The organism is Porticoccus sp. GXU_MW_L64 (assembly GCF_052983295.1).
On the sequence record NZ_JBRKJK010000029.1, the window covers coordinates 1 to 13,745 of the forward strand.

Annotated in this window: 13 protein-coding genes; 3 read left to right on the forward strand and 10 right to left on the reverse strand. The window is 48.4% G+C overall.

Features of this window, described 5'->3' with window-relative positions:
• Positions 1 to 279: 279 nt before the first annotated feature.
• Positions 280 to 1,146, reverse strand: coding sequence for a phage integrase N-terminal domain-containing protein (locus tag ACVBEJ_RS14320; protein ID WP_447130319.1), 867 nt, complete (start codon positions 1,144 to 1,146; stop codon positions 280 to 282).
• 980 nt (positions 1,147 to 2,126) lie between these two features.
• On the opposite strand from ACVBEJ_RS14320, the gene ACVBEJ_RS14325 reads away from it, so the two are divergent.
• Both ACVBEJ_RS14325 and ACVBEJ_RS14330 read left to right on the forward strand, forming a co-directional pair.
• A complete protein-coding gene (locus ACVBEJ_RS14325; protein ID WP_447130331.1) occupies positions 2,127 to 2,840 on the forward strand; it encodes an ExeA family protein in 714 nt (237 codons plus the stop codon).
• A 13-nt stretch (positions 2,841 to 2,853) separates the two neighbouring features.
• Complete coding sequence (locus tag ACVBEJ_RS14330) at positions 2,854 to 3,063, forward strand: hypothetical protein (RefSeq protein ID WP_447130320.1); 210 nt, start codon at positions 2,854 to 2,856, stop codon at positions 3,061 to 3,063.
• A gap of 368 nt (positions 3,064 to 3,431) precedes the next feature.
• On the opposite strand, the gene ACVBEJ_RS14335 is transcribed toward ACVBEJ_RS14330, so the two are convergent.
• The 8 genes from ACVBEJ_RS14335 to istA form a co-directional block, all read right to left on the reverse strand.
• The gene (locus tag ACVBEJ_RS14335; protein ID WP_447130321.1) at positions 3,432 to 4,136 is read right to left on the reverse strand and encodes a hypothetical protein; all 705 of its coding nucleotides are present in this window, start codon (positions 4,134 to 4,136) and stop codon (positions 3,432 to 3,434) included.
• 20 nt (positions 4,137 to 4,156) lie between these two features.
• Positions 4,157 to 5,242 carry an RHS repeat-associated core domain-containing protein gene (locus ACVBEJ_RS14340; protein WP_447130322.1) on the reverse strand — a complete coding sequence of 362 codons (1,086 nt, stop codon included), beginning with the start codon at positions 5,240 to 5,242 and terminating at the stop codon, positions 4,157 to 4,159.
• 195 nt (positions 5,243 to 5,437) lie between these two features.
• Complete coding sequence (locus ACVBEJ_RS14345; protein ID WP_447130323.1) at positions 5,438 to 6,373, reverse strand: hypothetical protein; 936 nt, start codon at positions 6,371 to 6,373, stop codon at positions 5,438 to 5,440.
• 289 nt (positions 6,374 to 6,662) lie between these two features.
• The gene (locus ACVBEJ_RS14350; protein WP_447130324.1) at positions 6,663 to 7,010 is read right to left on the reverse strand and encodes a hypothetical protein; all 348 of its coding nucleotides are present in this window, start codon (positions 7,008 to 7,010) and stop codon (positions 6,663 to 6,665) included.
• A complete protein-coding gene (locus tag ACVBEJ_RS14355) occupies positions 7,007 to 7,993 on the reverse strand; it encodes a tyrosine-type recombinase/integrase (RefSeq protein ID WP_447130325.1) in 987 nt (328 codons plus the stop codon). The genes ACVBEJ_RS14350 and ACVBEJ_RS14355 overlap by 4 nt, the downstream gene beginning before the upstream one ends.
• Positions 7,983 to 8,873, reverse strand: coding sequence for a hypothetical protein (locus tag ACVBEJ_RS14360; protein ID WP_447130326.1), 891 nt, complete (start codon positions 8,871 to 8,873; stop codon positions 7,983 to 7,985). The genes ACVBEJ_RS14355 and ACVBEJ_RS14360 overlap by 11 nt, the downstream gene beginning before the upstream one ends.
• On the reverse strand, positions 8,870 to 9,619 hold the full coding sequence (gene istB, locus ACVBEJ_RS14365; protein ID WP_447130327.1) for an IS21-like element helper ATPase IstB: 750 nt from the start codon (positions 9,617 to 9,619) through the stop codon (positions 8,870 to 8,872). Before istB ends, ACVBEJ_RS14360 begins: the two co-directional genes overlap by 4 nt.
• Positions 9,609 to 11,162 (reverse strand): IS21 family transposase, encoded by a 1,554-nt coding sequence (gene istA / locus ACVBEJ_RS14370; RefSeq protein ID WP_447130328.1) that lies wholly within the window; start codon positions 11,160 to 11,162, stop codon positions 9,609 to 9,611. Before istA ends, istB begins: the two co-directional genes overlap by 11 nt.
• A gap of 675 nt (positions 11,163 to 11,837) precedes the next feature.
• Between istA and ACVBEJ_RS14375 the strand changes: the two genes are divergently transcribed.
• The gene (locus ACVBEJ_RS14375; RefSeq protein WP_447130329.1) at positions 11,838 to 12,809 is read left to right on the forward strand and encodes a hypothetical protein; all 972 of its coding nucleotides are present in this window, start codon (positions 11,838 to 11,840) and stop codon (positions 12,807 to 12,809) included.
• A gap of 12 nt (positions 12,810 to 12,821) precedes the next feature.
• Here ACVBEJ_RS14375 and ACVBEJ_RS14380 read toward each other — a convergent pair whose 3' ends face one another.
• The gene (locus ACVBEJ_RS14380) at positions 12,822 to 13,121 is read right to left on the reverse strand and encodes a hypothetical protein (protein ID WP_447130330.1); all 300 of its coding nucleotides are present in this window, start codon (positions 13,119 to 13,121) and stop codon (positions 12,822 to 12,824) included.
• Positions 13,122 to 13,745: the final 624 nt, after the last annotated feature.

Genomic DNA, 13,745 nt, shown 5'->3' on the forward strand with positions numbered 1-13,745 from the left:
GGAGCCTTGTCCGGGCAGCTCTTTATTCATGCCCGTAGATTCATCCAGCAGTATGGGTGGTCACCGACTTAAACCATTCCGTGGTGACAACTCTAAATACACGACTTCGTGTCGCACTCCAGGAGGAACGCAAGCCGCTTGCGGCGAGTAGTCCTTGACACAGCGGATTTGGCACCCTTGGTTACGGGTTGCAGTTCACCTGCAACCCTGCTCCCGGCGAGGGTGGGAAGGCCCAGCGGCCAGGGCGGAGCCCTTTGAGCGCTAGATCGTTTTTATCTATTACCTGCCTAAATAAACAGCGGTTACTTGTGGGCGTTCATGGCCTAATTCCTGGCTGATGGCGTGTCGGGCCACTGTATCTTTCGCCTTTTCACCTTCAGTCAACTGTTTGCTTTTCGGGCCGCCACAAGCTGGGGGTAATTTTCCGGTTAGTTCTTCGTAGCGTATCTGGGCGTATCGGTGTCTCAGGCCGTGCAGTTTGGACAAGCCCAGTTTTTGGGTTTCTCGCTCGTAGAGGCGCATTTGCTGGACATACATCAGATTGGCAGGAATCAAAGATCCCTTTCCGGCAATTTTATGGGCTTTGACCAGCACATCTTTTTGCTCATCGTTGCGGATGGGGATTTCACGCGCCCTACCCCCTTTGCACCAGGTGTCCTTCAATCGAATATGAGTGCTTTGATCGGCGTAAGAAGGAATGAACTTTATGGATTCTTCACGGCGCAGACCAAAGGCTTTTTGCAATTCCAGACTTACCCTTAGATGAGGGTCGCTGATTTGCGCCAGGTGTTCTTTATCAATGTCACGGGCCTTGGACACATTGGTGACAAATACGCGAGACTCTATGCCATAGAAGGCATTGTCCCTGGCAATCACATTCTGTTTGCCGACTTTTTCAGCCCACCAGCGTAATGCGCTCATGTAATTTTTAATGGTACCCGATTTCATTTCCATCTCTTGAAAATGGGCAACAAGGGCTTCGATGTGTTTTGGCTTTAAGGATTTGATACTCATCCGACGAAAACCCAAGGCGGATAGTTCGTTTGCAATGGATTTCAGGAGTTTTTCGCGAGTGTGTTGAGTCGATTGACTGCCGTCACGGTTCCGGGCGCACAGTATCTTCAGTTGATGATTAAGGTCTTTCACGCATTCTGTCTCCACGTGTTGTTACTGTGGAAGCGATCTTTACTCAGCTATTGGCCAAATTCAGTGGTATTTCATTGGCGTGCATAAGTAATTAATTGTGGTAAAAAAAGAGCCACCGTGTTTGGCGTGTTTGAAATGCGGCAAAGTCAGTGTTTAAACGGGTTTGCGCCTAATCGATCCGGTCAGATTTGTTTGACCGTGATTGAACTTTTTCGACCGTGATTTTTGGTTTGAATGCTTTCAAACACGCCAAACACGCCAAACACGGTCAATATTGGACAGTCACAGTAAGGTGTAAGGGATTTTGGTCAGTGTTTCTGGCTGTCCAATAACCGCAGTTATTGAAGAGCAATCGATATTGCTGATTGCTGTCGCCTCGGGACACCACTCCCGGCAAACCTGAAATAGGTTCTTACCCACAGAACCAAGGACCCGAAGGGCTACAGTTCTGATTGGTTTTCACGTTTTAGACAGTGTGTAGCCTGGTACACCTCCTTATTTTGTTGAAATGAGTGCTTCGTCATTGCTGTTACAAGAGTCCACGAAATGACTCCTTCGAGCCGGTTTACTACTGAGTGTGCAGTAGTCACACGTTGAAGAGTTCATTATGCAAATTTTCGATAAATCTACCCCCATAATTCTTCTGTCACACCAAAAAAGTTGATTTAAAGCTAGATGCTGCAAGGGTTTGCGCCCCTCGTCACTCCATTTTTTTGGAGTGACGAGGGCCAGGTTTACCTTGGGATTTTTCCGTGCAGGCATGCGTTCAGCATATCCTTACGAAACGGGGAATTTAGACTGGTTTTGAGGATTTTGGTAAGTGATTCTGGCTCTTCAATAACCGCAGATATTGAAGAGTAATTGACACTACTGATTGCGAACGCCTCGAGCACAATGGGTCATACGATACGCAAACACCGTTCAAGCGCGATTCGCTGCCACTGCTGCCTCAGCAAAAAGCCATTTTTGACATCATCAAAATCCACGCCCAGCAAGGCGGATTCTCTGTAGTGATTGGGTTGCCCGGTGTCGGTAAAACCGTTCTGCGCGAAGCCATTGAAGCACTCGACAAACAGCGGGAGTACACGGTGGTGTGCTGTTCCCGAACCTTGCACACTTACCGCCAAATCCTCTGGCAACTGGCAGATGCCTTCAAACTGCACACCACCGAAAAGGCCATCGAAGGCGATTTGATTCAGGCCGGGTTTGAACAGGTCAGAGAACGCAAGACACTCTATATCCTGATCGACGAAGCCCATTTGCTGGAGATAGCCGTACTGCGCAAACTGCGCCTGCTGTTTGAGCGCTTTCCCAAAAACCACAACCTGGTGTTACTGGGTCAGCCAGAGCTGTTGCACTACCTGTCGCTGGGGGCCAACCGGGACATCAAAAGCCGTATTACCTACTCCGCCAGCATCAAGCCCCTCAATGACGACGATATGGAAAACTATGTCGTGCGGGAGCTGGAGGCGGCCAAAATGGGCATCAACACCTTTGACGAAGCGGCCATGGCGCTGATCATTCGCTCCGCCGAGGGCAACTTGCGCCTGTGTCGTAACCTGTGCCTGGGCAGCTTGATTGAGGCGGCCAGAGAAACCCAGAAGATCGTCACCATCACCCATGTGAACAACGTACTGGTGCAACCTCACTGGCGTTCCCACGACGAACTGATCAAACAGCAAGCGACCACTTAACGGAAACACCCTGATGAAACTGACGCAACTGAAGACCCACTACACACCGGAAGAAGCCCACAGCGTGCTGTCCTTGCTGGATGAACTGCGCGATACCCTGTGGAATGCCTATGGGCCTGACATTGTCGAGCACTACCAGCAGCAACACGGTCAATCACCGCCTTGCGGCCCGCAAGACAGATCGACGCTTACGGATTGGGAGGACGATATCATTCCTTTTTGAATGCTCGCTGCGCGAGCATTACAGCAAAAAACGGAAAAGGGCGAAAGCCCTTTTTTGTTACTCTTTTTTGTTACTCAAAAAGCGGAAAAAGTCATCCACAGGCTTACGACAAAAGCGCGGCACAAAACACGATAGTAATTTAGCAAGGGCGTTTTTGCACACAACAGCAATTTGGGAAAACAGGTTGTTTTTTAGCCAATCCTACGATCGATAATTTGGCAGAAACTACGATCAGAAAAAGGTGCACAACAGCGAGCAACAACTCAGGGAGCAGATAAAGCGGATCAGGGAGTGACCGCACTGCCAAACGAACAACGCCCCGGCAGGTCACTGACGGGGCGTTAGTAAGGCTTTTCTGCTATTAACAATTAAATCTCTTTACGCATTTCCCAGCTTGATAATAAGGCATTAATTTTCTCGTCAATAGACTTCCATTCCTTCAGGTATCTGTGATCAAAAACAGCTGTAACACCGAAGCTTTTTTGTTTGTGGAAGTAATGCATTTTGCAAAGCTCGTTCACAGAACCCGTATAACATTCAATTTTCACTTTACTCCCATGAGACGCTTCAGATATATAATTTATGGTCCCCTCATCATATAGGCTTGAATATGCAGCCATTCCCAGTACATCTTTACTGGGATCACGCTGCACTAACCCATACTCCAAAGCATTGCTGAGACGCTTATCAGCATCATTTTCAATTCCAACGCCTGACTCTTGCCAACTAAACTTGACGATAGCTGGATTGTACTCCCCAACCAATGAATCTCCTTTTGAATAGCCTCTATAAGATGGCAAGGAAACCCCTATATTGATTCGCCCTTTTGTCACCACAATTTCATCAGGATAATCATCACCATCAGGAGTTAGGTAGCTAACAGGGATCGCATACTCATCCCTTCCCATTACAAGCTTGACAACTTTTTCACTTTCTCCTGCCATAGCCCTCAAACCATCTTGCTCCGTGCCAGCACATGCATTCTGTAATAGAGCTACGCTGACCATAAAAACCCCAACAGCCTTTCTCTGGCAGAAAAACATTCCTTTACTCCCTAAAGTACAAAATTTCAAAAAACACCTCTATCTCAAGGCTAATCTGATAAGTACCGCATGGCCTCTCTTGAGTCATCATTACCTACCGCATCAAAAAAACCTCCAATTGACTCTCCAGGGTGCTGCAGTGTCGTAACAAAAGTTGCATGTCTGAAGCTCCTCCTAAATTTATCCAGCTCTTTAGGATTATTTCGTATAAGCTCACCGACAGTCTCACCATTGTCACCATATTTTAGGTTCCAATAATAAAAGGATCCTGCCCATCCTCCTATGGTTTGACCACCTTCTTCCAAGGCAACTCCAATATCATTTCTAACCATTGCATCAATATTGGGAACACCCCCTGTTTCCAAGACATCCGTTAGAACTCGTTTCGCAATAGCATCAGAGATATTTTGAAGTATTTCGGGAGACACATCTTTCCCATCCATATCGAGACCAAATGCCGTATAAGTCCTGATAAAAGTATTTGCTGCCGTATCGGAATTCGAGTTGATCTCAACAGCCTTTTTAAACCAATACTTTGTGTCGTCCGTAACACTATCAAGTCCTTTTATTTGGTCGTAAATATATTGGTACGCTCCAGGATAATCCCCATCTTTGAATAAAGCCGAAATGTTTTTTAGCTGGTCAGCGTTAAATACAGCTTGAAGTCCCGGCTTGTTATCTTGATTGGACTGATCAACTCCAGGTGTTGCGTTCGTACAGTAACCAGTTCCAGACCCACCCGAACACTGCTGGTTCCCCTTCTGTGCAGACACCGAAGCCGCAGTATAGGCCGCAAAGAGGATACTCCTGGTGTCTATTCCACCAAGTACAGAGATCGTAGCTCGCTGGTTAAAGCTAGCCAACGTCTGATTTCCATAATGGTTATCCCAGATCGTACCGCCATAACCATCTTTCTGCGATTGCAGAAGATCAAAACTTCCACAGCTTGACGGACTGCTTGAAGCTGTTCTCCAACCACTAGCACAGGCGTAGTACCCACTCGGATCCGTCCCATTCAACGGGTTGTTCCAAATATAGGAATACCGGTTCAGGCTTTGGGTGTTGAGTGGGTCCTGGATGATGGGATCCGCCTGAAGGAATCGGGCTGCGGTTGCATCGTAAATGCGACCGTTCATGTGGATGCAAACAAAGTACGATGCAGCTCTCAAATGAAGAGCTTTTTACTGCCATCAATTATTTCAATGAGTTACATCGAGTTCCTACACACAAGACTTCAATACTAATCCCTGCACTTGATTATTCTTTTATCTCCTCTTTATTAATCAGCATCCAGAGATGCATCGCCAGCTTGCTTAATAAGCCATCAGGAGTCAGACCCCTAGCATTGTATTATTGGGGTGTATCACTCCTCTTTGGCCATTGGCAGCTACTGTGCAACGCACATTTTCTCCGTTGGCTATTCCTAATATTTCATACAAATCATCCATGGCCGCTATATCGTAGGGCTCCATTAAATGCATATGTTTGTTGAGCTCATCAATCGTTAGCAACTGCTCTATTCTGGATACAACCCCAATGTCTCTGACATATCGCTCCAAACGCGGCGATATCCACAGCATAAGCTCGATACAATCAGCCAGCTTCTCCTTAAGGCTTTCGACGATCTTCTCTTTTGATGCGGCCTCAGCCACCCGCCAAGCAGGTTCGTTATGAGAAATTCGATTCCGGAAGGATCGTACTGATTCAATTCGGCGTCTAATCAGGTCTCGCTGATGGAACCGAGGATTGCTGCCTTCATACATAGGCATTTTTTTAAACGCTTTTGGCAATGCCCCTGGCCAAAGAAAGGCCCCCCCTGCACCTGAGTAAAAATGTTTGTCTAAAATGCATTCCCAGGTTGAAAAATCGGTACTGGCTACAATTTGATCGAGTGTAGGCTCGGCCTGAATACCTTTCGACTCTAGCGCCTTCTTCGCGTACCGTTTAGCTTTTTGAAGGTTATTTTTGAACGTACTAACGTTTTCTGGCGTGTTTCCAGTCTCATCCAATTTGTATTGGATAATTTCAAACCAATGCTTCTGAGCATTAGTAGAATACTTGTCTTTGGCAGCTTCATTGATGCAGTTTCTTAATGACACCTCAATGATCTGTAGCATAGGGTAGAATGCTCCGACCAATGCCATGTTCCAGCTGTAAGCACCCATAAGGGCAGCATCATCTTCGGGATCGATCCCAGCCTGATAGCTTGTTAGTCTTGCCTTACTAAAGAGCCTTTTGGGCTCGCTGTAGTCATAACTCCTTGGCATAACTCGTTGATTCTCTTTTGTTTTTTAAAATTTCTAGAGACCTTCTCTAATCGACCCGCTAGTCTACAGCATTTGCACTCGTACTTGACGAGGCTATACCAAGAAACATATAATCACCTCGTAGCTAATCGGATGAGTCTTCTCCCGCCTGTGAGCGGTGCTAGCTAGCCGATATAAAGCGCAAGGATTACAAAAAACCCCAGTCTTCGGATTGGGGTTTTTTGTTTGTGCGCCATGATTATTCCGCAAGCCAGCAACTCAGTTTGTCATTAAAACAAAGCGCACAGAACTAATCATCGCAAGAAATCATCCCTTTAATCAGCAGAATCGTCTTGCCCACTACCTCATCGTAAGGCTCAGGCCACTCTGTCGATACTCGCCCAGGGCCAGACAACAGATATACGCTATTCAGCGTATATACCGCCATATTCTGGAGGTCAAAGCCCCTCAACAAACTGCTGCGCATGGCACAGCCTTCCTGCCAACTGCCTCGTACATCATAGTCGCTCATGCCGGTCAGCATCATCGGTATCGCCCCTGGAAAGCGCTCGGCCAGCATCTCCGGTGTGTAATACCAGCTGAGATCGTGCAACGTCCAATACCTGAGAACACCGGTCACCTTGCTTGGCTCAATCATTGCGAACCTCCCTCAACCCTATTGGGCAGAAGTTCGTCCAGTGACATCCTGGCCGCTGGGTGATTCTTCTCATACACTTCTTGCAACTTACCAATGGCGACACGAGTGTAGACTTGAGTGGTCGAGATATCCGCATGCCCTAACTGAGCCTGGATGAAGCGCAAATCAGCCCCATTCTCAAGCATATGAGTAGCAGCACTGTGCCGGAAAACGTTGCAGGCTCCTTGGGCGCTGACGCCTGATCGCTTCAAGTACTTTGACGCCAATCCAGACAGCTGGTGGGCGCGATACCGACGCCCCCAGTTATCCAGGAAGAGCGCCGTGCCTGAGCGAGCTGTGGCCAGCTTTGGGCGAACTTCCTTGAGATAGTACGCAACAGCCTGAGCCACGCTCTCGGAGACAGCCACCATACGATCCTTGTCTCCCTTCCCTCGATTCACACGCACGGTTTTATCGTGCACATCAACGTCCCCAATGTTGAGTGCGGATATTTCCATACGGCGGATCCCTGTGGCGTAGCAAACACTCAGCAGCACCGAATCACGCACCCCTTTCATGCCATGCACTCGCGTTCGCTCCAACACCAGAGGCACTTCTACCTGTTTGAGAGCACGCTTTGGTATCCGCTTAGGGGTTTTTGGCAGGCAGAGAAACTCCGCCGGGTTCTCTTTCACATGGCCAAGTACATGCAGGTAGCGGCAACAACCCTTGACCACTGTCAGGTGGTTGCGCCGAGTGCCTCGATCCAGCGGGTCACCATTGGGTTTGCGAAACTGATGCAGGTATTCGCCGTACTTGATCAGGCGTTCCAGTGTCAGGTCTGAAACCCAGAGCCACTCTTGATTTTCAAACCACTTCAGGAAGCGCTGCAAAATGCAGCGCTTCCCCTCAAGAGTACGATCCGACTGGCCAGCAGCGATGCACTCCCGTAGGTAGCCATCGATACCGTCAGTCAGGCTCAGCCGTCGAGGTTTAGTGAACATAACCGACCTCCTTTGTCACAGGCGATGCCAAATGGTAGGGCCGAGCCTGCAACAACAGGCGATCAAACGCCTGTCGATGATTGTCCGTAGTCAGCCGCCATTGACGAATACCTTGACCCTTTGGCAAGTAAATCCGCCAACACTCAATCCCAACCGCCGTCACTGCCTGAGCAATCAGTTGTGCAGTTCTTTCCATCAGTGGTGTATTGGGAAATGCCAAATAAACACGAGTAACAGCACTGGCTTCCAGCGCCTCCAAATCCTCGACAGAAAACCCGCTGGCCCCTTGGGTGGCAATAACATTGTCAATCCCTTGCTCACGGAGGGTTATAGCCTCCAAGGGGCTCGCACAGAGCACCACATGAGATGTAGACACCATGGCCACTCTATTGCACAACCCAGGCGCGTTCATCGACCAAGAAATCTCTCTCGAAACGCCAGGCCCTAAGCGTTTATCCAGACGCACACCGTAACCACCAGTTACAGTGCCGTTTTCGTCCACGTTGGGCACCACCAACGCTCCGCGCAAAAGCTCATGTCCAGATGGCAGGAAAAAGCCTGCCTGTCGAAGGGCATCTCGCATTGCCGCACCTTCCTCGGTTTCATCCAAAGGAAGCTCTAACCCAAAGCTGCGATCTGAATATCCTAATTGGTACTGCTCTATCACCTCGGGAGTGGCCAGGCCCCAGGTGGCCAAATAGGTGAGCGCTTCTGAGGAGCGCCAGAGTGACGCTTGGTAATGGTTGAGCGCCTGAGCAATAGCCACCTGTTTCAGCTGTTCCTGTTGCTCAATGACGCTGATTAAATAAACTTCTGGCCCAGTCTTCAGTACTGCTGAATGGGGTTCTGAATGAATGTGAAAAACCATGTCAGTGTTCATTGCTGTTTCTCCAAATTAGCGTAATGAGGACGCAGTGAGCCGCCCTTCAATTCCAGTCTGTGGGCTCTGTGAAGCAAACGATCCAATATGGCGTCAGCCAAAGTCGGATCGCCGATCCACTCGTGCCATTGTTCAATTGGGAGTTGGGAAGTAATCAGAATTGAACCGGTGCCAGAACGTGCCTCGATGATTTCCAGCAGTTCAAGTCGGCCATAGGCCGTCAGTGTCGAAAGACCAAAATCATCGAGTATCAATAACTTCGGCTTGGTGAGTTTTTGGCGCAGCTTGGGTAAAGAGCCATCTGCCCGTGCAATTTCAAGCAATTCCATCAGCCGGGTAAACCGATAAAACAGGACTGGAGAGCCTCTGCGAATCACCTCCACACCAAAGGCTGAAGCGATCCAGCTCTTGCCACACCCTGTCGCACCGCTGACGATAAAGTGCTGAGCGTTATCCACCCAGCTGCAATTCGCCAAGCCCGCCATAAACTGCCTGTCAATGCCGCGAGTACTCACGTAATCAACGTCTTCCAAACACGCACTACTGAACTTGAGCGTGGCCGCTTTTAGAAGCCGACTCTGGCGGCGCTGAGCCCGGTCATTGATTTCAGCCTCCGCACATTTGGCCAGCACCTCATCAGTACCACCTCTCAGCTGACTAGGCTCTTTCAGGTAAGCGGTATAGGCATCAACAAAGCCGTGTAGGTTCAGTTGCCGGAAGGCCTCTAAGGTTTGGTTATAGAGCATTTTGCTGGCCTCCTTGTCGGTAGTAATCAGGGCCGCGCACATTGTGGTGTAGCGGCAGTGGAACCTGGGTTGGCAGGTCTTCAGGCAGTGTTTGATCCAAGCGATGCTGCAATATGGAGCGAACGCTTTTTACCGTCAGTGAGCCTATAAGCTGTGCTCTCTTGCAAGCAGATTCCATGCGGTCGTTGCCATAGCTGCTGGCCAGTTTATGGAGGTTGCTACAGGCATTTTGACCGGCTAGTGAATAGTCAGGGCGATTGTCGAACTGAGCTTGTACGACTGCCACGCAAGCTTCGCCAATGCCTTCTGCCCAGCGCAAAAAATTAGCCTTAGTCTGTTCAGCCTGTTTTTGATGAGCAACCGTGCGATGATCTGGATTGGTGGTGTGACCCCCACGATCTCGACTACGAGGGTGAAGGGCCACACGTTTGTGGTCAAAGATAAGCTCCACTTGATTGTGGAACACGCGAGCCCCAACCCGTTCACCCACATACCTATAGGGAACGGAATAAGCGTGTTGTTCCACCATTATGTGGTAGTCGATACCAACCTTCTGTGGATTTACCCAAGTGAAACAGGGCATCGTTTTTTCAGGTAAAGGCCTTAAGGCAGATTTTTCCCACTCATCAAATCGGCTGGCACGAGTACCCGGCAAATTGCGAAATGGGCGATTGTTTAGCGCTTCGAGTTTTTCCGAGATGGCTGTATTGAGTTCATCAAGACTGAAAAATTGACGGGAATGCAAAGAAGCCAATATCCAACGATACGCCAAACGTACACCGGCTTCGGCGGGCGCTTTATCTTTCGGGCGTCTGACGCGCGCGGGTATGATGGTACAGGCGTTATGATGGGACCATTCCTGATAAGTCGGATTTAGCACTGGCTCTCGACCAGGACGGGTCACTGCGCTTTTTAGGTTATCCGGTACGACCACTTCAGGAACACCACCAAAGTACTCAACCATTTTGTTGTGCGCCAAAACCCAGTCCTGCAATTTCTGGCTTGCCACTGCCATCGCAAAAATTAAACGGGAGCATCCCAGGACGGCGATAAAAATTTCAACCTTGTGCTCTTCACCGGTATCGGGGTCTGTCCAAGCCATTCTGTCGCCAGCAAAATCGACAAAGACGACCGAGCCAGGACGATACTCTTGCCGCATAGTGACGTTGATTCTGGACAGAAATTTTCTATAGTAATGAGTAAATTGCGAGTACGAGTAGGCTGTTTCACGATCACCCAGCACATACTCTTCCTCATAAATACGCCGTAAGGTCTGGTGCCCTTTCTGCATAAGATCGTAGATGTATTGCCAGTCCGGTGTTCGCTTATCGCTAGCCACCTGCCTGGTGACACGCAATAGGCCAGCAAGCTCTTTATCCCCCATCTCCTGAAGAGACGAAACATCTAATTCTGTTTTCTCCAGAAGCTGGCGATAGCGCCGTACTGTATTTGGCGCACAACCTGTTTGGTTGGCTATGCAGCGGTTCGAGAAGTTGGTGGTCAACAGCCGGAACACCACCTCTCGCATTATGTTGTTATTCATAGTTTGTACCTGTTCGCAAGTGCTTCCCGGCTTCTGGCAAACCAGTAACCGGGCAGCGAGTTAAGTTTGCGAGGCAATACCCACACTAAAGCCAGACCAGTCTGTGACAGACACACACTTGACTCAGGGTGTAGCGATATGAATAATGAGAATTGTCGTGGAAGATCAATTACGACAACTCTACACAGAAAGCCCTCAGTTCTAGCCAACTGGGGGTTTTTCTGTATTCAGGCCTCTTTTATAAAATCGATATTTTTCAGATCAACAGCTATTCACGATAATCCTCCTCAGATTCGTTGTTGGTATTTCGTCGTTCATATTCGACCGTCTCAAGCCATTTGGCTACTGATACGGTTGAGGCATACAACCCTTTTCGTTCAGGCAATCGTATTAATTTGACGGGCAAGGTTCCTCTCGATTTTGCTCTTCTTAGAGTATTCTCAGAGGTAGACTTGATGAGTTTGGTTAGCTCATTGATACCGAGATAATCATCATACTGCTCCTTTAATTTTGTCTCCCAAAAAAGCGCTCCTTTAAATTGAGGCGATAGTCTTCTCAAAAAATCAGCACCGGGAAAAAGAAAAATAAGACTTGATGGAAACTAACAGCGTTATGCACTACATTTCAAAATCAAGTTAATACCGCTTTTTTTGCAATAACGCGACATTGACATATATGAAAACAGTAATTGAGGAATACATTCACCTCACCGGGGGACCTCGTAAACGAGCAACAGAGGTGGATGCATACTGGGGGCTGGTGTGGGCCGAAGAGACAGCATACCAATTGGGTATATCACTGGATGAATTCGAGAAAGATTATCTGAGGAACGTACCAGACGAAACATACAGCCCAATTAAGAAGTGGAAAACAGGCAATCGTGGTGCCTCAAATTTGATCGTTAATAGAGCGCTAAGTCGTATCAAAGACGATAAAATCAAGGAAAGCAGCAAATTACTGTTCCAGTTCCCGCTTAAAGAGCTACTTGCAGATAAGTCCGTATCAAAGCGAAAGACCAGAGAGCTGATCAAGCCTTACAGCATCCGAGAAGAAAAGAACGGAGCCTGGTTGTTCCCGAATGACCACCTTGAAGACATTCCAGCGGATGTCATGCAACGACTGTTCGATGGATCGTACTCGTACCGGTTACCTGATCTGCCATATTGGTACTACCCCAACGACGGTCGATGGAATGGGCGGTGGCCTCTCAAGCCTTGTGTCTTACTCAGAGGACATTCAGAAGCCCTGTTTGAGCGTGGAGATATTTTTGGTTTTATGTCCTTGCTATGTATGGTGCGAGAGGCAGAAAACAACAAAGATGTCGAAGCTCACTCCGAACACATGGCCAATTGTTATCGGGCATTCCCAGCCATAGCGAGATTGCGTCCTTTTCGGAAAAGGTGGCCAACTTTACTGAATTTACTTGAAATGGTTCATTTGAGGTCTCATTGCAGCTATTTCATTGTCCAGCCAAATGTCAGTGTGATAAAGCAGCAGGTTCTCGCTGAATACCATATACCGGAACGAGAAGCCCGTTTTCGAGATCAGGATGGATGTTTTGAAGAGATAGAAGATACTGCGCAATACACAGATTTCCCCATCACTGCCAGAAAGGATGATCCGGTACTTGAAATTGATGACTCTTGACTCACCAAGATGTTATTCGTCGTCAGTCCCGCCGCCCAGGGTATTAACCCAATAGCTCGCCAACCAAGCCGCAACGTCGTAATAAAATGCGAACTTGCCTTTTCTGTGCTCAAGATTAAAAAAGTCGATATCGACTCCTTTCCATTTGCGGTCGTAATGAAGACAACCTCTTGTCTCATAACCCAACAAATCTACAACTTCAGCCTCCGTCATTAGCGGCCCATAGGCTTTTAGCATGATTCCATCGAGCATCTGCTGAAACTCTTCCGGTGATTTCTGTTCGAGGATTTTTATCAGTTTAGGTTCTGTCATTATCAGTCTCTCCAGCACGGTGGTCAGAGGTTTCCGGTTGAGGTGGGCAAATCAAATCAGCGACCTGCATCAATTTACCCGGTTCCTGCAGCTGCAGGGGCTGGCCCCAATTGCCTGTATGGATGGAGTCAACTGACCACCTGAACCGGAATCCTCTGACCACCGTGCTGGGAATGACCAGTCGGCTGGCGTGATTGCCAGCCTCACCGAGGCCACCCACAAAGATCTTTGTGACGAAGGTATAAACCTGAATTGAAGGTATAAAAAATGCCTCGCCGGGTTTGCCGACGAGGCATTGAGAAGAGTTAACTGTGATGAGAGGTTAGTCAGCCATACAGGCAGGGCTGGTCATTTCTATAGCCCCTGCACTTGCACACTACGCCCATCTGCCCACCAGAATACTTACTGGTGACCACCCATACTACGAAAGCGTGACTACCCTGCTACCGAAGAATGACCAGTGATACGAAATTTGTGGCAAGTTCAGCGTAAAAAAATACCCCAGTGGTAGTGTTCATAAATCTGTGTCATTTCCTTACACTGAAAAATCAGGAGATGACTTATGTCCAAAGAAATCAACTTCGACGTCAATGAAGCCCTTGCTGCCCTGCGCGCAGGCAAGGA